This window comes from Nocardiopsis sp. L17-MgMaSL7, assembly GCF_003182025.1.
Lineage (GTDB): Bacteria > Actinomycetota > Actinomycetes > Streptosporangiales > Streptosporangiaceae > Nocardiopsis > Nocardiopsis prasina.
Genome location: NZ_QGTF01000003.1, coordinates 465630 through 484356, shown reverse-complemented (window position 1 = coordinate 484356; position 18727 = coordinate 465630). Strand labels below are relative to the sequence as shown.

Below are 18727 nucleotides of genomic sequence, written 5' to 3'. Positions count from 1 at the left end.
TCGCCCGGCTGGCCTGTGGTGGCTTCACCTGCTCGAAGGGGCTCTGCCATGGAGTGGGACGAAGAGCGGCGGCAGGGGAGCGGTCCTCTCGGAGCCCGGAAGGTGACAGGGTGCCCCGGGGGCTCAGCCTTCCTGATGCCAATGGCGGGGGAGGGAGGCGTGGTCCACCCCGATCTCCACGCGGTTCGTCTCCACCGAGACGACGTCCTCCCACCTCACGTAGCGTTCGTGGCGCCGTAGCCACGCCAGCAGGTGCCGCCAGGGCGTCGGCGGTTCCAGGGAGTCACCGAATCCGAGCCGCCCGGCGAGCGCCGAACGCCCCAGGACCAGCCCCAGGACCTGGTACTCCCCGTCGTCACGGCGGACCACGACGTCCTGGACCGAACCCGCGGTTTTGCCTGAGCGGTCGACGACACGGGCCCCCAGCAGGTCTCCCGCGAGCATGCGCCTCACCTTGTGGCCCCCGGAATCCGAGCGATGACGTTGCGGGCGATCCAGTCCTCCACGGGGCGCCCGCCCGGCGGGGCCTCCGTGGACAGCTCCGTGGTCGGTGTGAACTCCTCCACGTCGGCGAGTGGGACCGTGGCGGGAGCGTGGTCCAGTGGGCGCAGGCGTTGGAGAACGGCCTCCCAGGATCGTCCGAGACGCCCGGCGAGTCTGCCGCCGAGAGAGGCGGCGTCGACGACCAAAGCGGACATGATCGGGGCCTCGCCCGTCCGCCAGGTGAACACCACGTCATCGACCTTGCCCAGGTTCTCGCCGTGCCGGTCGACGACCTGGCGGTCCAGGACCGCGAATCCGATCCTGAAGGGCCGCTCGCTCTTGTCCCGCGACATCTCACTGCCCCGCCTTCGTGTAGACCATCAAGGGGATCGCGGCCACCGACACCACACAGACCAGGACCAGGTAGGCCGAGGCCAGGACGTTGGTGAAACGCGAGTTCACCCGTTCGCCAAGGTATCCCCGGTCGTTGGCAACCACGAGGATCGGCAGGTACGTCAACGGAAGGGCCGCCGCAGAAAAGATGAGGCTGTACTCGGTGACGGTCACCGGGTCGACCCCGGTGAGAATGAAGAGGGTGCCGCACAACAGACTCACCATGATGACCAGATGGAAGTAGGGCGCTCGCACCGGCGGCAGTGACTTCCCCCAACGCCAGCCGAAGTACTGGGTGACGCCGTAGGCAGCGGCCAGCCCCGACTCCAGAGCGGCGCCGAACGTCGCGGCGAAGAACCCGAGGATCACCACGATGAGGCCCACCTTGCCAAGGGTCGAGACGACAGGAAGGGCCACCTGCCCCAGGTCGGACACCTGGATTCCGGCCGGCATGAGGACGACGGCGGCGCAACCCATGATGGCGAGGGAGAGCAGCCCTCCCAGTGGAAGACCGACGAAGGCGTTGATCCGGGCCGTCGCCAGGTCCGCGGGTGTCCATTTCTCCTCCACACCGCCCGACGAGAAGAACAGCACCGTGTACGGGGTCATCGCGGCACCGAACAGGGCGATGGCGTAGTACCACCACACGGCTGGTCCCTCGTTCGGCGGTGGCGAGAAGGAGGCCGCGTCGGAGACGAGCGCCCCCCAGCCCGGGCCGAGCTGCCACAGAGCCACAGCGAACACGATCAGAGTCAGCCCGAGGAGACCGTAGGTTTTCTCCATTTTCTCGAAGGGCAGACGCCACAACACGACCCAGACGAGGAATCCGACGACCGGAACCCACAGTAGGTAGTGGATGCCGCTGGCCAGTTCGAGCGCCAGGGCGATGCCGCCCATCTGCGCGGAGAGGGTCAGCAACGTGATGAGGTAGGAGGCCAGCAGGTTGGCGAGCCCGACCCGGGCACCGAGCCGTTCGCGCACCAGGTCGAAGGTTCCGCGGCCGGTGGTTGCGACGACCCGGGCGGACATCTCCGTGAAGACCATGAGGCCGACGACTCCCACAGGGACGACCCAAGCGAGGCTCATTCCGAACCGGGAGCCGACCACGGAGTTGGCGACCAGGTCACCGATGTCCAGGAATCCGCCCACGGCGGTGAGTAGGCCGAGGGTCACGGCGCTCAGCCATCTCAAGAGAGCCGGCCCCGGAGGTCGGTGAGGTCGAGGGAGACGCTCCGCAGGGATCTCTCCGCCGCTTCCACGGCGTTTTGGTCGTCCTCACGCAGGGCGATACGGAGGTCGGCGAGCGCGTTCACCGCCGTGTCGCACAGGGGAGCCAGCTCCGAGCGTAGCGACCGGGCTCGGGCCGTGGGGGGCTGCCGTGTGCCGAAGGTGTCGTTGACGGAGCGGGCGGCGTCCTCGGCGTCCTCGACGGTGGTCTCCGTGTAGGGAGGCAGGGCCATGTCCCGGCGGTGGATCTCGGAGAGCATGATCCCCGTGCCCACAGCGGAGAGGAGGTCGGTGACGGTCTGCTCCGCGGCGTCCCGGTACAGGGAGTCGCTGGGGGTCGGCCCCGTGCAGCCGCTGACCAGTGTCAACAGGAGCAGGGACACGGTCAGGACGATGGCCGGCCGAGGTCCGGCCCCCCAGTGGCTCCGGGGTGGCATGGGATGAGAGAGCACCCTCTGACGTTACTCCAAGCGATGGGCGTATCACTGTTAGTGTCACCCTGATTCGCGCCGCGGAGCAGCCGGCGGAACGACGCCATGGGAAGTAGGACAAGGTGGCCGTAGAAGAACAACGACCGGACCGGGTGCCCCCGGTGGAAGCACCACCGTTGCCGGGGCCCGCCATGCTGTGTCAGGAGTGGGCGGGGGTGGTGTTCCTGCACTGGCCGGTGGACCCCGCCGAGGTGACGCACCTGTTTCCCGCCGGAACCCGGCCCGATCTGATCGACGGGGCGACCTACGTGGGTCTCGTGGCCTTCCACGCTCCCTCCACTCGTGTGCTGGGTGTGCGCGTGCTCGGAGCTTTCGACGAGGCCAACGTGCGTCTGTACTCCGTCGACGGACAGGGACGACGGGGAGTGGTGTTCCTGACCATGGACTCCGACGCGCTCCACGGTGTGCTCGCAGCCAGAGCCGTGCCCAGGGTGCCCTACACATGGGCCGACACCAGTCTCCGACAGACCACCGTCGGGCCGTGCGCGGGCGCGGTCAGACGCCGATGGCCCCAGCGCGGAGCGTGGGGACGTTGGCGCCTGCGGGTCGACGCACACCCGACGGATCCGACCCCGTTGGAGCACTTCCTGACCGCCCGCTGGGGTCTGCACACCTCCTGGGCCGGAGCCACACGGTGGGTGCGAGTGGCCCACGAACCCTGGATCCTGCACCGTGCGGCCGACACGACCTACGAGGGAGACCTCCTGACTCGCGCCGGGGTACGGCTGCAGCGCACACCCGTGGCCTCGGCGTTGTGGTCGCCCGGCGCGGTCGCCGAGCTGACACCGTCACTGCTGCCAGTGCGCTGACACGAGTAGGGACCCAGTACCCAGGAGGACCGGCATCATCGCGTCGTCATTGTGAGGCGGTGAGCGTGAGCTGCAGGTTGAAGTGGTTGAGCGAAGCGGGAAGCGCCTCGGTCCGCAGCGCCGGGGACCTGTCCACCCTCCGGAGATGGCCGTCCCTGAGGAGACCCCGCAGCAGATAGGAGACGGTCAGCGGCACCAGGTCACGGCCCGGGCATCCGGCGGGGCCGTAGCTGAAGGGCAGGATTCCGGGCTCCTTCTCGGCGCGGCCGTCGCTCCAGATGGAGGGCGCGAAGGCGTCCGCGTAGGAAAGCCGAGTGGGATCGCGGTGGAAGTAGGAACTCAGCACCAGGAAGGCGGTGCCGGGCGGGATGGACCGCTCACGCCAGGACGTCTCCCGCGTGCTCTCGCGGATCACCACCAGGGTGGTCGGCCACAAGCGGACCGACTCCCGCAGGGTGGCGCGCAACATCGGAAGGTCGGGGCCGTCCTCCGCCAGTGCCTCCGCCCAGACCGCCTCCACGTCAGGGCCGGTGGAGGTCAGCACGGCCAAGGACCGGAAGGTGGCGACGGCGGCGGCGTCGAAGGCGAACAGCCAGTGGGCGATCTGGTCCTCAGGCCGTTCAATCGAGCCCGGACGGCCCAGACGCGCGGCCAGACTCCCGGGTGCCGCACGGTCGATGTTCGCGCGTACGCGGTCGAGGAACTCCCCTCGACGGGCGTGGGCCGGCGGCAGCGCGTAGGACCAGTTGGCCCGTCGCCGCAGCGCCCGCAACAGTTCGGTGGTGCGGCGGTCCCTGGCGGCCTGGCTCCCGAAGACCACCCGACGCGCGAGGGCATCGAAGGTTTCGGAGAAGCGAGCCCAGTCCAGGACCCCACTGAGTGTCCCGGCATCGCGCAGGGCCCTGATCAGGGAACGTGCTTCCTCGTCCGCGTGCTCGGCGAGAGTGACGGCGTCGGGGTGCAGGCGCTCTCCCAGGGCCAAAGCCTCCTCATTGGCCCTTCGCCGGTCGGGCCGGTTCCCATGGTCGGAGACGAGGGCCCCGTGGGGCTGGAAGTGCGTCAGCGCTCCCCGTTTCTCGGCCCCGCCAGGTGAGAAGGTCTCGGGAGTCTCCAGCAGGAGCCGTCGAACGTCCTCGGGTGACAGGACCAGGGCGATTCTGCGGCCCGTGTACCCCAGGGGGAGCGGGTCGTCCCCGTGGCGCCGTCGAAGCTCGCGTAGCACCTCGACGCTTCGCTGGTCCGCGTTCAGGGCCGCCACCAGCCCCTCGCCCGAGGGGCGGCGCACGATGGCGCCACGTGCCACGGTGGGGGCCAGAACCGTCGACAGCACCTTCGTGGTTTCCTGCACATGTGTCGAGTGACGCCTCGGCCGCGCGTTCTCCGTCATGGTTGAGGTACTCCGTCCCGCTGTCGATGGACTGTCGGCCATGTTTGCCTGCTCTCCCGGGCGTTCCAGAGACGGGAGTGCGCGAGCCGCGACCAGTCGGAGACCGTAGCCGCGTCCCCGGCGTTCGGCCGGTCGGGTCGCTTTGGTGGGCCCGTGCCCTCGTCGGACGGTCTCCTAACCGTCCGCGCCGTCATCGAGGTCGGGCACCGGTTCCCTCGTCTCGTCTCGGTCATTCCCACCCCGCGGGACCGTTCCGGTTCCGCGACCGGTTCCGTGCCCACGCGTGCAGGGCCTCACGGTCGTCCGAGCCGTCCAGGTTGACGGCGGCCTCGATCAGGGCCAGGTGGGTGAAGGCCTGGGGAAAGTTGCCCAGCTGCGTGCCGTCCGAGGCCATGGCCTCGGACAGCAGTCCCAGATCACCCGCGCTCTCGCAGAGCCGGTGGAACCTGCGGGACGCCTCCGTGTGGTGCCCGGCGAGCACCAGCGCGGAAACCAGATCGAAGGAGCACAGGAGGAAAGCACCCTCGGGGGTGCCGATGCCGTCATCGGTCTCTTCGGGGTCGTACCTGTGAACGAGCCAACCCCCGTGCCCGAGTTCGGCGTCCACCCGTTCGAGGGTTCGGAGCACACGAGGATCCCTGCCGTGCAGAAAACCCAGGAGGGGGATCCTCAACAGTGCCCCGTCGACATTGGTGGAGCCGTACGACTGGACGAAGGAACCCGTGTCAGGATCGCGTCCGTGTTCGATCACCTGCTCCCGAACGGCGCGCGCCTCCTCGCGCCACTCGCCCAACGGAACCTCGTCCGCCCGACCGGTCGCTTCGGCCAACTGGACCGCGCGGTCCAGGCAGACCCAGGCGTAGACCTTGGAATTGGTCCAGTGGCGAGACTCCGACCTGATCTCCCACACCCCGTCGTCCGGTTCGCGCCACAGGTCTCGTACTGCCTCCACCATGGCGTCGAGCTGGCGAAGCTCGTGCCGTTCGAGACCGCCCCCGGCCGCCTCGAAGCAGTGCGCCGCGTCCAGGACGTGTCCGTAGACGTCGAGCTGGTGCTGCGAGAACGCGGCGTTGCCCACGCGCACCGGCCGGGCTCCACCGTGTCCCGCCAGATGGTCGAGGGTCCTCTCTCCGGGAGGCTGCCGTCCGTCCACCGTGTGGACGGGAGCGACCCACCCGACCGGCTGACCGCACACGCCCAGCAGGTAGCGCAGGTAGCTCCCGGCCTCCTCCTCGTGGCCCAGACGGAGGAAGGTGAGGACGACCAGTGCGGCGTCGCGGTGCCAGACGTACCGGTAGTCCCAGTTCCTCGGGCCCTGCGGCCATTCCGGCAGGGAGGTCGTGGGCGCGGCGATGAGGGCGCCGCTCTCCTCGTGGAGGAGTCCACGCAGGACCAGAGCGCTGCGTCGTACCTGAGCCGCGCCCACCCCGTCATAGTGCGTCCGCGCCGCCCAGGCGCCCCAGGCCTCGAGGGTCTCCCGGAGCAGGGAGTGCCCCTGTCCGGGCAGGAGGCGGCGCTCTCCTCCGAGGTAGTCCAACGCGAAGACCGCGGTCTCGCCCTCGGCGAGCTCGACGTGGAATTCCGGATCTCCGCTCGTGTTCAGGGTCGGGGAGGGCACCCCTGACAGCAGCGGTCCGGACGCCTCTCGCAGGCCCCCTTCGACGGCTTCCCAGGACGCTCGCGCTGTACCGAACCGGGGACGGGCACACAGGCGTGAGCGCACTGCGGTCGTGCCGGACCTGCACTCCACGAGCCGCACTAGGAGGCCCTCACGGAGCAGGCCCCGTCCGTCCGCACCGCGGCCGAGTGCGAGCAGGTCTCGCACGACCACCTCGATATCACTCCCGCGCCACAGGGTCTCCAGGACGAGACTGTCGTTCATGTAGGAGCGTGCCACCGGGCGTGCATCCTGGACCTCCATCGTCCACTCTCCACCCACATCGGGGTCCAGCACGCCTGAGAGGAAGGCGGGGCCGTCAAAGCGCGGCGTGCACAACCACGTGATCGCACCCTCGGGAGAGGTGAGTGCGGCGGTGTGACAGTCGGAGAGGAAGCCGTGCGCCCCGATCGTCGTCTCCTCACGTACCATCAGCCCCTCCCAACGAATCACGGACCCCGTGTCGAGCGACTGCCCTGATGAGCCCCTGCTGAAACAGGGAGCGTGAGGGGGTCGGTCCGCGTGAGCGACGTCGACGGGGCGGTCACTTCTCCACAGAGCGTTCCCCATGTGTACGAGTCGCTCGAACTGGTCAGGAACGCACCAACAGCGATGCTCGGAGGTGGCCATGTCGGACGCAACTCGTCTCCCTCCTCGCCGACCCTGGTTGAGAGGGGCCGCTCGTGGTGCCGTGGCGGCGATGGCGATGAGCGGTATGCGCCAGGCGGCGGTGGGGCTGGGGGTGATCGAGAGGACGCCCCCCGAGGCCATGTTGCTCGAGGGTGTTCCAACGGTTCTTCGCGCGGTCCCTGAGCACCGGCGGACGGCGTTCATCGAGTTCGCACATTGGGGGTACGGTGCGCTGGCAGGCGCGGCCTTCGGCTTGGTGCCTTCGCGTCTGCGCGCTTCCAGGATGACCGGGCCTCTCTACGGTCTGCTGTCCTGGGGGCTGTTCGAGCTCGCTCTGGCCCCCGCCCTCGACCTGGCACACGCCCACCGTGCACGACCGCAGGAACGGCTCGCCCTGCTGGTCGACCACGTGTTCTTCGGTCTCATCGTGGGTGCGCCGCCCGAGGCCGACATCGTTGAGCCCGCAGTGGGGGACCCTGGCGAGGGCGACCAGAGCCCTGACGACAGCGCGACCGCTGCGGAGCGGTGACGGGCAACGCAAGGAGCGGGCACTCCGACACTGAGTCCGAACCTGGGTTCGGAAACCTCAGGTGTTCGGTTCGAGCCCGCTCACATCGGCCAGCGCTGGGTCGGAGTCGGGTTCACGGGCCAGAGCGCCCATGGTCGCGACACTCACGACCCGGGTGCATCCGGGGTTTCGTGGGGGGGCGTCCCGGATACTCGCCTCAGTACAGGCTGACGACGCCGCGAGTTGAGGGAGGCCCACGGTATGTCCGCACCAGGACGCGGCCGGGATTGTTCCACTGTTCCGGTCGCGCGACTGCGCGAGTACATTCGAGCTTTCGACGCGGAGCAGGTTCGCCAGCTGATTGCCTGTGAGGAGCACCGGGGAGGTCGGTCGGAGGCCCTGGAAATCCTGCACGATCGCCTCTGTCGGTTGGAACGCGGCGCCGACCCCTCCGGGCACGGTGTGGAGTCTTGAACAGCCGGGCGTAGGCGTGCGGTGCACGCTCGATGTCCGTTCCCACGAGAACGACCCTCCATTGCAGTGGACTTCCGGGAGGTCAGGGCAGGAGGTGCGTAGGGTCTTGGACATGCCTTCAGATCTTCGGGCCCTGGCCCTGACGTGCAGTCTCAAACCGAGCCCGGACCCTTCCAGCAGTGAGTCGCTCGCCCGGCAGGTGCTCGACGAGCTCACCGGACACGGGGTGCGGGGAGAGTCGCTGCGGGTCGTCGATCATCGGGTCAGCCCGGGTGTGGCGGTCGACATGGGCCAGGGTGACGAGTGGCCCGTGCTTCGGGAGAAGCTGCTGGCAGCCGACATCCTGGTGTTGGCCACTCCCACATGGGTGGGTCACATGTCGAGCGTTGCCCAGCGGGTCCTGGAGCGGATCAACGCCGAGCTGTCAGAGACCGACGACGAGGGGCGGCCGTCGATGTACGGCAAGGTCGCCGTGATCGCGGTCGTGGGGAACGAGGACGGGGCGCACAAGATCGTCGCGGACTGCGTCCAGGCGTTGAACGACTGCGGGTTCACCATCCCCGCCACGGGGTCCACCTACTGGAACTCCGAGGCGATGAACCCGAAGGACTACATCGATCTCGACAGGACCCCGGAACCCGTGGCGGCCACCACGGCCACGGTGGCTCGTAACGCGGTACACCTCGCACGTCTGCTCCGAGAGCGCCAGTATCCGCGCCCGTGAACGGCGGTCACATTGCCTACGACCGGGACGGACACGCGAACAGCGCCGACTCTCTCCTCGGCGGGGCCGGGGTGGACACGTCTCCGTGCGGGAAGCGGTCGAGTCGCGGTGCGTACCGGCGAGTGTGGGCTGCCAGCGGAGTGAATCAGCTCGGGTGGGGCCTTCACGATGAGCTCGCAGTGCGAACCCGACGTGGTCGAAGTGTCCTTGAGCCAGAACCAACGCTCATGTCACCGGGTACCACTCCTCTCGCCGGAGGGTTGTCGAGGTGATCGTGGGACAGGAACGCGAGGCCATCGGCGCCTCACCGGCGGTCACCGCCTCATTCCGGGCTCGACCGTAGGTCGGGCTCGGGGCACATCGTGCTGCTGACCCGTTGCCGCGGCCGGCTTCGTCGGTGCCTCCTGGGCACGCAGTTCGGCGCGCAGCCATTCCAGAGCATGCGACAGGAGCCGAGAGACGTGCATCTGGGAGCAGCCCACCTCGCGGGCGATCCGTGCCTGCTTCCACTCGTCGAAGTAGCGGCGCTTGATGATGTGCCTCTCCCTCGGCGTCAGCTGCACCAGGGCCGATCGTGCGGCCTGCCGATCCACGACCAGGTCCAGGCCCTTGTCCTCCACACCCGTGAACCGCTCCCAGGCGAAACCGGACTCCTCGCCATGCGGGTCCGGCTCGCTGAGTGAAAAGGTGTTGTAGGCCTCCGAGACCAGGAGGACCTCCTCCACGTCCGCCACCGTCACCCCCATCTCTCGAGCGATCTCTGTGTTGGACGGGTGACGGCCCAGGCGTTGCTCGAGGTCCTGCCGGGTTTGGCGCATGAGTGGGCGGCGGGCCTGGGCTGTGCGCGGTGTGTGAACCGCCCACGTGTGGTCACGGAAGTGGCGCTTGATCTCTCCGGTTACCGTCGGCAGTAGATAAGCGATGAAAGGCCTACCTTTGCTCGAGTCGAATCCTTGAATGGCCTTGGCCAGGCCCAGACAAGCGGTTTGTCGCAGGTCCTCGAGAGTCTCGCCCCGTCCGCCGTAGCGGCGAGCGAGGCGGTTCAACAGCGGCTGGTAGTGGTTGAGGATGCGTTCCTTGAGCCACACGGCAGCCGCGCTGCCCTCGTGTTCCTCCCGCAGGGCCAGGAGGAGTTCCTCGACTGAGGCGTCCTCGGCCGGACACGCGTTGGTGCGGCCGTCGGGGCCGGGCGTGGGCACGGATGTCTCGGTGCTGGAGCTCATACGGGGTCCTCGCAACGATGGCATGGAGCCGAACGAGAAACGGACAGGTGACGGCCCTGTTCATGCCCGAGGCGCCGCGACGCGAAAACCTGGATGCCGGGGACTTGACGAGTCTTTGCGGCCGGTTGGATCGCGCACTCACCCGCGGCGCTCACCGTGGCGAGAAGCCGCACCGGGCGAGTCGACCTCCATCTCGCTCAGGGAGTGGCCCCCCACGAGGTGGACCACTGGGTGCCACCGGCGTCGATTCTGCATTCCAACGGTGACGCGTTGGACATCGCGGTCAAGGACGGCCGGATCGTCGGAGTGCGTGGGCGCCTTCTTGGAGGAGTACCACACCCTCGCCGCGATCGCCCACGGCGCGATCGGCACCTATCACCTGGACGGAACACCAGGTCGTGCACAGCCACAGCGGCGAGCGCCCTGAAGGAGTCCTTCGGTTGCGACGGACGGCCGGGCTCCTACGAGGACATCGATCACGCGGACGTCATCGCGCTGAGCGCGCCGCCGCGATCTGCGACCTCCCCGCCCACGAGATCCGCGAGGCGGCCACCATGCTGCTGGGCGATGCCAAGCGCCTGGTGTCGACCGTGCTCCAGGGCTTCTACCAGTCGAACCAGGCCACTGCGGCTCCAATGGCCCTGCAACGATCAGAACCCCGATGGCACTCCGCGACTCTCCTCGGACGGTCGGTTCTCAGCGCGCCGGACGAGTGTGAGAGCCACGGCAAGAACCTCGTCACGGGGGCTGCGCTGGAAGAGGATGAGTACCGCGCGGCCAACCCCAGCGGGTTGGCGATGCTCAAGGCTGTGGACTTCGTGCCACCACACGAGACCCCGAGCGAGGAATACCCGTTCGCACTGATCACGGGCCGCACGCTGTACCACTTCCACACGCGGACCAAGACCGGGCGTTCCCCCTAACTCCAGCGATCCGCCCCTGAGGTGTGGGTGGAGATCTCCCCGTCCGACGCACGAGCGGGGGGCAGGGAGGGAGACATGGTGGAGGTGCGTTCGCGGCTTGGGGGTGTCCGTGGCCGGGCGAGGGTCAGCGGAATCCGGCCGGGCGTTCTGCCAAGGGGGTGGAAGCCACCAGGGGAGACCCGGACACTGTGGAGGAGTTCGACGAGGAGGGGCATGACAAGAATGAGAGTGGCCCTGCGAGAACGGCTACCGATCCGTGCAGGCCTCGTTCCCTCCGCCAGACGCGCTGGGCGCGGGGGATGCTCAAGACGCTCTCGCCGCAGATCCTGGCGAGCTGAGCCGCGGCGTCCGCTCGTGCCGTTCGCCTCCGCGCTCGTGGTGAAGTCCAGCCCCTGACTGGGCGCCAAGGGCCGTTCTCCATCGGTGCCGATTCCTAGCTGACGTCCTGGGAAAGGGTCACTTTCCCTCCTCGAGACGCAGGGCGACGCCCAGCGCGAAGAAGGTGGGCGCCCACTGGCCGACGAAAATTCCCCACCGGTCGGCGCGATCGGTACCGGCGTCCTCCTTCTTCTTGGACACGACCCAGCTCAGGAACGACAGGCCGATGCTGGCGGCGCCTGCGCAGTACGCCATCTCCGAGGTGACGCCGAGCTCGGACAGTTTCGCGATCATGATGCCTCCCAACACTTGTGTGCAGTCCCTTGTGCCACTGCCCGACCTGCCCGGGTCCTACAAGTAAACCCGCGCAAACTCGTGCGCCGCTGTTGTGTCCGGGCCCTGGGCTGCCCTGCAGTGGGGCACTTCTGGTCGCTCATCTCCGGGGACGCGGATGATCCTTCGATCGGTGGCCATGCGGGTACAGCCGCTTGCCCTCATCAAGGACCCCGTCTGCTCGTCCGGGTTGTTGTGGCGGTCTGTCGACCGACACGTGTGTGGATGGACGGGCTCGCGGTCGGCAACCTCGAACTCGACACCCACGACAAGAGCCCCGATGGCGGCGAGTCGGGCAAGGCAGGCGTTTGGTGGCGGTGTGGGCCGTTTTGTCGTGCTACGGTTTTGATAATCATTTCCATTGGTCGTGCCTCAGACCCCTCCAGGAGGTCCCTCGTGTACGCAGGGCTGTGCCGATGCCGAGGCGCCCTCTTGTCTGTGTCGATCCTTCGTCTGGCGGTCGGCTGACATGCCCAACGTGCCCAAGTACATGGACTTCGTCCTCAGGATCATGGGGCGGGAAGCTCGCTTCCAGGGTTGCCGCGAGATCCATCAGAAGCTGGAGAAGGCACAGGCGGCCGTCTCGGACCGGCCGAGCCTCTCCACCGTCTACCGCACCCTGCATCGGATGGCCCGGGACGGTCTGCTGGACACCATTCAGTCGCCGGAGGGTGAGCGCCTCTATCGCCGCTGCCAAACCTCTGTGCATCACCACCACCTCTTCTGTCGGGTCTGTGGTGGTGTGGAGGAGATCACCGAGATCGCCGCACTCGCCGCAGCCGTAGAGCACATCCGAAACGCGAGCGGCTTCGAGAAGGTCGACCACACTTTCGAACTGAGCGGTATCTGTCCGCGGTGTCTCTGACTCCCGCGCGATCGAAGTCGAGCTCGGGCGGCACTACGCATGGTCTGCTCCACCAGGACGCCGGGCTCAACACACGGGGCCCCACGCCCGCGCGCTGGCCCAGCTGGCGCTACGAACCCACTCGCCTGGTGTTCCGCGTGCGCGGCGAACACCCACGAACCTCCTGACCACGTCAGGAGATCTCCTCCGGAGCCGTGGCGACCACGGCTTCTCCCCTGAGAAAGGCCGAACGATGAGACGACGATCCCTGGCCGCGGGCGCCCTCGTGGCGCTCCTGGCAGTAACCGCCTGTGGAGGTGGGGAGAGCGAGACAGCCTCGGCTTCCGACACCACCCTCCGCTACGCGGCGGTGGGAGCCCCGGCGGCCACCACCAACGACCCCCACGGGCGTGTCGGAAACGAGTCCGACTACATGCGGTTCGCCATGCTCTACGACGTGCTCACCGTCACTGACGAGGACGGACGGGTCCAGCCGCGACTCGCACGGACCTGGGAAGCCAGCGGTGGCGAGCTGGACCGTTGGACCATCACTCTCCGCGATGACGCCGTCTTCTCCGACGGTGAGCCGGTCACCGCGGACGATGTCCTGTTCTCCCTGAATCGCATCCAGGGCAAGGGCGCCGAGAACAACGGTCGCCTGTCGGTCTTCGACCTGGAATCCTCCTCGGTGGTGGACGAACACACCTTGGAACTGGCCACCCACCAGCCCTATGCCGAGGTCGGTAACGCTCTCGCCTCCCTGACCTTCGTGGTCCCCGACGGTAGCGACGACATCACCGAACCCGTGGTCGGCTCCGGACCGTTCCAGCTCCAGGAACACGACGACACCACCGCGGTCCTGACGCGCAACGACGACTGGTGGGGCGGGGCCGCCGACTACCGGACCCTGCAGATCAGCGCCATGCCCGACCCGGCCACACGGGCCGAGGCCGTGGCCGCGGGCCAAGCGGACGTCGGGGGCAGCGTGTCGCCCACCAGTGCGCAGCAGTACGAGGAGAGCGACGCGGTGCAGGTGGTCACCCGGCCCGCCGGAGTGAACTACCCATTGGTCATGGACCTGGACACCGAGCCCTTTGACGACCCGAACGTGCGGGAGGCCATCAAGCTGGCACTGGACCGCGAGCAGCTCGTCGAGACGGTCTTCCTCGGATACGGCGAAGCCGGCGCGGACATCCTCAATCCCCAGGAGCCCTTCGCGTCTGACCGCGCACCAGTCGAACGGGACCTGGACCGTGCCCGCGAACTGCTGGAGGACGCTGGCCACGCGGACGACGTCGAGCTCACCCTGCATGCCACCAACTCCTACCCGGGCATGGAGGAGACCGCTGCCCTGGCCGCCGAACAACTCGCGGAGGCGGGCATCAAGGTCGAGATCGAGGTGGGCGCCCCCGACACGTACTGGTCCGAGGTGTGGAACGTCGAACCCTTCTACCTCAACAGCCTGGGCGGCAACGGCTTCGTCGACTACGCCCGGATGGCCCTGCTCTCTGACGGCCCCGTCAACGAGACGGCGTGGGACGTCCCTGAGTGGGACGCCGATTTCGCCGACGCGCTGGCCACCGCCGACGAGGGCGACCGTCACGCCGTGCTCGCGGACCTCCAGGAACGCGTCGCCGACGATGGCGGCTATGTGGTGTGGGGCACCGGAGACGGAATCGACCTTGCGGGCTCCGGCGTGAGCGGACTGCCGACCGGCCCCGGCTTCCACCGCCTGTTCATCGAACAGGTCCGGGTCGCCCACTGATGTCCCGTCCCCGGACCGTCCCCGCGGTCGTCCACCTCCGCGCCCCGGGGACGGCCGCGGGGGCCTCCTTCCTGTTCGCCCTGGCTCGGACCGTGTTTCTGCTGGCACTGGTGTCGGTGGTGGTGTTCACCTCCACAGAACTCCTGCCCGGCGACGCAGCGGACCTGCGTGCGACACCCGGCGCCGACCAGGACCAGGTACGAGCACTACGGGACGAACTGGGCCTGAACGCCGCACCCTGGCGGCGCTACCTCGACTGGGCTGCCGCCCTGCTCACCGGTGACCTGGGCACGTCCCTGGTCAACGGCCGCCCCGTCGCCGACGCCCTCGCGCAACGTCTACCCGCCACCCTCACAGTGGTCGGGGGAGCCTTGGCGGTGGCTGCGCCCACCTCTGTGGCCCTGGCCTGGTGGGCAGGGGGAAGCGGACGAGCCAAGCGGGTGTCCACCGCTCTTCTGACCGGGGGCGCGGCCCTGCCCACCGCCGTCACCGCGGCGATCCTCGTCACAGTGTTCTCGGGCGCTCTGGGACTGGTGCCCCCGGTCTCCCTGCTCCCACCCGGGGCTGAGCCCTGGCAGCACCCGGAACTGCTCTTTCTCCCCGTGATGGCACTGGCACTTCCCACCGCGTTCTACGGAGCGAGCCTGCTCGCGGGAGCAGTGTCCGACACCATGTGCCTGCCACACGTGGCCGACGCCCGTCGGCGTGGTGTGCCGCCCTGGCGCATCGCCGCCACCGATGTCCTCCCCTTCCTCCTGGCTCCCTTCACCAGGGTCACGGCGGTGACCGGAGGCGGGCTGATCGCCGCCGCAGCGCTGGTGGAGACCCTCTTCGGCTATCCCGGCATCGGCTCCCTGCTGGTTTCCTCGATCGCCTCACGAGACCTGCCGGTCGTCCAGGCCACCGCTGTCCTCGCTGCTGCGGTCGTCCTCATGGGGCTGCTGGCCGGTGACCTGGTCGCCGCTCTGACCGAACCGCGTCGGAGGTGGTTGGCGTGAACCGTCGAGCCGCTGTACGCCTCGCCTCGTTGAGTGTCCCTCTCCTGGCAGCCGGGGTCCTCGCCGTCGCCCTGTTCGGCCAAGGGTGGGCACCGAACAGCCCCACGGCCCCCCTGGGGGCGCCCTGGCAGGGGCCTTCCCCCGGCCTTCCCCTGGGAACCGACGCTCTGGGCCGTGACGTGTGGTCCCGTGTGCTGGCGGGCGGGGGAGGACTGCTCGGTGTCTCCATGACCGCTGCCGTGTGCGCCTGTGTCATCGGAACAGTTGGAGGCCTGGTCGCAGGGTGGTTCGGCGGGCTGACCTCGCGGTCCCTCACCGCCGCGGCCGACCTGCTGCTCGCTCTCCCCTCCCTGCTGTTCGCCCTCGTCGTAGCGGTCGCCCTGCCCTGGTACACAGCAGTGATCATCGCGACGGTGTGCGGGGGAGCGCCGCTCACCCTGCGGGTCGTCCGAGATGCCGTCCGAGCCGCGCGCACGTCCGGTTACGTCGAAGCCGCGCTCCTGCGTGGGGAGGCCACCGCGTCCATTCTGGGCAGGGAGGTGCTCCCGGCCATGCGGGGGCTGGTCACCGCCGACCTGGGACTGCGCCTGGTGGTCGCCCTGCAGGTGGCCTCGGCACTGAGCGTCCTGGGGCTGGGCGCCGCCCCGCCCGCCCCCGACTGGGCCCTCATGCTCAGGGAGAACATGACCGGTGTGGCGATCAACCCCTGGGCCGTCGCCGCACCAGCTGTGGCTCTGGGCATCACCACCGTGCTGCTCGCGCTCCTGGCCCAGATCTGTCTCACTGCCGATCGCACGAGCCGGGTCCGAGACCACGACCCCGCACTGAAGGAGCCCGCGGATGGCTGAAGGACTGTGTGCCGAGGCGCTGCTGGTCGAGGACGAACACGGCTCCCATGTGGTGGGGCCTGTGGACCTGCGGGTGCCGGACGGTGGGGTGCTCGCGGTCATGGGAGCCTCGGGAAGCGGCAAAACCAGCGCCGTTCTGGCCGCCCTGGACGCACTCCCGCCCGGTCTGGTGCGCAGGACCGGCCAGGTGCGCTGGCAGGGAGAAACGGTGCCCGCAGGGCGGGCGGCGCGCCGATGGCGCCGCGGCAGCGCCGGCGTCCTCGGCCAGGACCCAGCCTCGGACCTGCACCCCCTGCGCCCAGTGTGCGCCCTGGTGGCCGAGGCGCTGCCGGTCGGATCCCGGCGCGCGAAAGCCGAGGCAGTCCATGCGGTCCTCACCTCACTGGGCCTGGATGCCGACACGCTGTGGCGGAGGCGCCCACACGAACTCTCCGGGGGGCAGGCCCAGCGCGTAGCACTGGCCAGGGCAGTGGTCGCCGATCCCGAGGTGCTGGTCCTGGATGAACCCACGAGCGGCCTGGACCCCGCCACCGTGGAACTCGTGCTCGGCGTTCTCGAACAGAGGCGCGGCCGTCGTGGAAGGGTCACCGTCGTGATCACCCATGATCGAGGCTTCGCTGAACGGGTGGCCGACCATCGTCTCGACATCGGTGTGACCGATCCGGTTCGCGGAGCCGGTGTCACGACCGCGGACCCCCGTCACCCACGGGGCGCCACCCTGCTGAGCCTACGGGGAGTCCGGCTCCTGGCCCCTGGCGGCCGGGAACTGGTCCGCGAGGTGAATCTGTCTGTCGGCGAGGGGGAGGCGGTCGCGGTACTGGGCCCTTCTGGTTGTGGGAAGTCCACCCTGCTCAGGAGTGTGGCCGGGCTCCATCCTCCAGCAGTGGGCACACTCTCGCTCGGCGGACGGATCCTGCCCGCCAGGCACACGGACCGGGCCAGGGAGTCGTTGCGAGCCATCCAGCTGGTAGCCCAGGACCCGGCCGCGACCCTGAACCCGTCCCAGCGAGTCGCAACCACACTCGCGCGCCCGGCTATGGTGCTTCGGGGGCTCACCCGTGGCCAGGCTGCGGCGGAGGTTCCGGGGCTCCTGCGGCGGGTGGGGTTGCCTGCGGACATCCAACGCGCGCTGCCGTCCCGGCTCTCCGGTGGCCAGCGCCAACGCGTGGCCGTCGCACGTGCCCTGGCTGCGGGACCTCGGGTGCTGCTGGCGGACGAGGTGTCCTCGGCCCTGGACGCCGAGAGTGCTTGCACCATCCTGGAGCTGCTGGACACTCTCCGTACTGAGGAGGGCCTGGCTGTCATCGCGGTCACCCACGACAGACACGTCGCCGACCGTATGGACCGGGTGCTCACGCTGGACCCGGAGCGCCGCATCTTGGCCGCGTAGCCCTGAGGCCTCGCGGCCAGCGGTATTCGTCTTCCGTCAGCTGAGGGGAGTGGACTGGCCAGCCCCGAGCCGCAACGTTCCGCCTCCCGGTCACACGCTCTTGTTCACACGGGGCGTGCACTGACGCTCTCCGGGCCCCGACGGATCCCACCGTCAGGGCCCCCGGGGCTCGTTGACCGCGGCGCCCATCGCCTGGCCGCGGCCAGGGTGTGTTCGACCGACAGCAGCCGTTGGCGGTCACGCGACGAGCGTGGCCTCCTCTCACCTGTCACCACGGCGCGGATGACGCGCCGCGCCGAGATGTGCCCGGACTGCCACGGTCGGGAAAGCCCCGCGAAACCGCCTGGCCCCAGCCGACAGGGACCAGGCGGCCGTGACACTCAGTCCGAGGACCGCCGTCCCAGGGCAAGCAGGGTCGGATGGACCATGTAATAGCCGGCGGAATCGACGATGTAGTCCGGGTGCCCGGGTGTCATGAGCCGCTCGGCCTCGGCCACCTCGTCACGGGTCAGACCCGCGTCGGTGCCACGCTTGACCACCGACTCGCGCAGTTCCGGCCACACGGCGTTCTCCAGGTAGGGGCGCACGCTCGGGTCCGCGTCGACCGGTGAACCCACTCGAGCGAAGACGCTCACCCTTACGTCAAGCAGTCCTGCGGCCGTCAGCCACGCGGCGTGGCGCTCATAGTGGGCGGGGCCACCGGAGGGGATCCCCCAGTTGAGTTCGGAAGCGGTGCGCGCCGCCCGCTCCAGCCGTGAATGACCAGGCAGGAACATGGCCTGGTAGTAGTTGCTGGTGAAGAGCCCCAGTACGCCGCCGGGGCTCAGGGCGTGCGCCGCGCGCGCGACCAAGGCGCCGGGGTCGTCGAAGTTCCCGGGCCAGACCACATCCGATGCCCAGATCGCATCGAAGCCCTCACCTGAGTCAGCGGCTTCGTCGAGTACCTCGACCAGGTCGGCGGCGCGCACCTCGACCCTGTCGGACACCCCTTCGGCTTGGGCGTGCTCCCTGGCCAGAGCCAGTACGTCGGGATTGCGGTCCACTGCCAGGACCCGTGCCCGGGGGCCGGCTGCCCGGGCCAGCGCCACCAGCCCGCCCCCGGCACCGGTTCCGGCGTCGAGCAGGCGTGTTCGTCCGGTCAGGTCCATCGCCCCGACAGCCTGTTCGACGGCTGGGGCGACGAAGGCCCGGTTGGCGAGCAGGTAGGAGACCAACCCGTTCTCTTGGACGTCTGTCATGGCA

At 69.0% G+C, this 18727-nt stretch carries 19 protein-coding genes; 10 read left to right on the top strand and 9 right to left on the bottom strand.

All coding sequences use genetic code 11. The annotated features are described in order from the left end of the window. Positions 1-123: 123 nt before the first annotated feature. Genes BDW27_RS07445 through BDW27_RS07430 form a run of 4 tightly spaced genes read right to left on the bottom strand, consistent with a single transcriptional unit; the run spans position 124 to position 2486 of the window. Positions 124-444: a PRC-barrel domain-containing protein gene (locus BDW27_RS07445; RefSeq protein ID WP_110048742.1), complete on the bottom strand. Its 321-nt coding sequence runs from the start codon at positions 442-444 to the stop codon at positions 124-126. Positions 445-449: 5 nt separating this feature from the next. Beyond that, complete coding sequence (locus BDW27_RS07440; RefSeq protein ID WP_110048741.1) at positions 450-836, bottom strand: hypothetical protein; 387 nt, start codon at positions 834-836, stop codon at positions 450-452. Between the two features lies 1 nt (position 837). Further along, positions 838-2067, bottom strand: a complete 1230-nt coding sequence (locus BDW27_RS07435; protein WP_110048740.1) for an NRAMP family divalent metal transporter — start codon at positions 2065-2067, stop codon at positions 838-840. Then, positions 2064-2486 (bottom strand): hypothetical protein, encoded by a 423-nt coding sequence (locus BDW27_RS07430; RefSeq protein WP_146223247.1) that lies wholly within the window; start codon positions 2484-2486, stop codon positions 2064-2066. Before BDW27_RS07430 ends, BDW27_RS07435 begins: the two co-directional genes overlap by 4 nt. A gap of 170 nt (positions 2487-2656) precedes the next feature. Between BDW27_RS07430 and BDW27_RS07425 the strand changes: the two genes are divergently transcribed. After that, positions 2657-3403, top strand: coding sequence for a YqjF family protein (locus tag BDW27_RS07425; RefSeq protein ID WP_233515668.1), 747 nt, complete (start codon positions 2657-2659; stop codon positions 3401-3403). Between the two features lie 46 nt (positions 3404-3449). Here the strand turns inward: BDW27_RS07425 and BDW27_RS07420 are convergent, their stop codons facing one another. Together BDW27_RS07420 and BDW27_RS07415 are read right to left on the bottom strand one after the other, a co-directional pair. Then, positions 3450-4733: a cytochrome P450 gene (locus BDW27_RS07420; protein ID WP_233515667.1), complete on the bottom strand. Its 1284-nt coding sequence runs from the start codon at positions 4731-4733 to the stop codon at positions 3450-3452. A gap of 286 nt (positions 4734-5019) precedes the next feature. Next, the gene (locus BDW27_RS07415) at positions 5020-6879 is read right to left on the bottom strand and encodes a glycoside hydrolase family 15 protein (RefSeq protein ID WP_110048737.1); all 1860 of its coding nucleotides are present in this window, start codon (positions 6877-6879) and stop codon (positions 5020-5022) included. Positions 6880-7147: 268 nt separating this feature from the next. On the opposite strand from BDW27_RS07415, the gene BDW27_RS07410 reads away from it, so the two are divergent. Both BDW27_RS07410 and BDW27_RS07405 read left to right on the top strand, forming a co-directional pair. Continuing rightward, positions 7148-7606 (top strand): hypothetical protein, encoded by a 459-nt coding sequence (locus BDW27_RS07410; RefSeq protein ID WP_040693376.1) that lies wholly within the window; start codon positions 7148-7150, stop codon positions 7604-7606. Between the two features lie 565 nt (positions 7607-8171). Then, on the top strand, positions 8172-8783 hold the full coding sequence (locus tag BDW27_RS07405; RefSeq protein ID WP_110048736.1) for a flavodoxin family protein: 612 nt from the start codon (positions 8172-8174) through the stop codon (positions 8781-8783). A 314-nt stretch (positions 8784-9097) separates the two neighbouring features. Here the strand turns inward: BDW27_RS07405 and BDW27_RS07400 are convergent, their stop codons facing one another. Next, positions 9098-10006, bottom strand: coding sequence for a sigma-70 family RNA polymerase sigma factor (locus BDW27_RS07400; protein WP_017543659.1), 909 nt, complete (start codon positions 10004-10006; stop codon positions 9098-9100). A gap of 440 nt (positions 10007-10446) precedes the next feature. Here BDW27_RS07400 and BDW27_RS27735 point away from each other — a divergent pair, with 440 nt between their 5' ends. Both BDW27_RS27735 and BDW27_RS27730 read left to right on the top strand, forming a co-directional pair. Continuing rightward, on the top strand, positions 10447-10929 hold the full coding sequence (locus tag BDW27_RS27735) for a hypothetical protein (protein WP_233515666.1): 483 nt from the start codon (positions 10447-10449) through the stop codon (positions 10927-10929). A 21-nt stretch (positions 10930-10950) separates the two neighbouring features. Then, positions 10951-11325 (top strand): molybdopterin dinucleotide binding domain-containing protein, encoded by a 375-nt coding sequence (locus BDW27_RS27730; RefSeq protein ID WP_370446454.1) that lies wholly within the window; start codon positions 10951-10953, stop codon positions 11323-11325. A gap of 60 nt (positions 11326-11385) precedes the next feature. Here BDW27_RS27730 and BDW27_RS07390 read toward each other — a convergent pair whose 3' ends face one another. Next, a complete protein-coding gene (locus BDW27_RS07390; protein WP_026129083.1) occupies positions 11386-11601 on the bottom strand; it encodes a hypothetical protein in 216 nt (71 codons plus the stop codon). A gap of 508 nt (positions 11602-12109) precedes the next feature. Between BDW27_RS07390 and BDW27_RS07385 the strand changes: the two genes are divergently transcribed. From BDW27_RS07385 to BDW27_RS07365, 5 genes are all read left to right on the top strand, one after another. Further along, complete coding sequence (locus BDW27_RS07385) at positions 12110-12505, top strand: Fur family transcriptional regulator (RefSeq protein WP_026129082.1); 396 nt, start codon at positions 12110-12112, stop codon at positions 12503-12505. Positions 12506-12737: 232 nt separating this feature from the next. Continuing rightward, on the top strand, positions 12738-14249 hold the full coding sequence (locus BDW27_RS07380) for an ABC transporter substrate-binding protein (protein ID WP_110048735.1): 1512 nt from the start codon (positions 12738-12740) through the stop codon (positions 14247-14249). Continuing rightward, positions 14249-15247 (top strand): ABC transporter permease, encoded by a 999-nt coding sequence (locus BDW27_RS07375; RefSeq protein ID WP_110048734.1) that lies wholly within the window; start codon positions 14249-14251, stop codon positions 15245-15247. Before BDW27_RS07380 ends, BDW27_RS07375 begins: the two co-directional genes overlap by 1 nt. Next, positions 15244-16095, top strand: coding sequence for an ABC transporter permease (locus tag BDW27_RS07370; RefSeq protein ID WP_051061269.1), 852 nt, complete (start codon positions 15244-15246; stop codon positions 16093-16095). The genes BDW27_RS07375 and BDW27_RS07370 overlap by 4 nt, the downstream gene beginning before the upstream one ends. Continuing rightward, on the top strand, positions 16088-17485 hold the full coding sequence (locus BDW27_RS07365) for an ABC transporter ATP-binding protein (protein WP_110048733.1): 1398 nt from the start codon (positions 16088-16090) through the stop codon (positions 17483-17485). The genes BDW27_RS07370 and BDW27_RS07365 overlap by 8 nt, the downstream gene beginning before the upstream one ends. Before the next feature lie 380 nt (positions 17486-17865). On the opposite strand, the gene BDW27_RS07360 is transcribed toward BDW27_RS07365, so the two are convergent. After that, positions 17866-18723 carry a cyclopropane-fatty-acyl-phospholipid synthase family protein gene (locus tag BDW27_RS07360; RefSeq protein WP_110048732.1) on the bottom strand — a complete coding sequence of 286 codons (858 nt, stop codon included), beginning with the start codon at positions 18721-18723 and terminating at the stop codon, positions 17866-17868. Between the last annotated feature and the right edge of the window lie 4 nt (positions 18724-18727).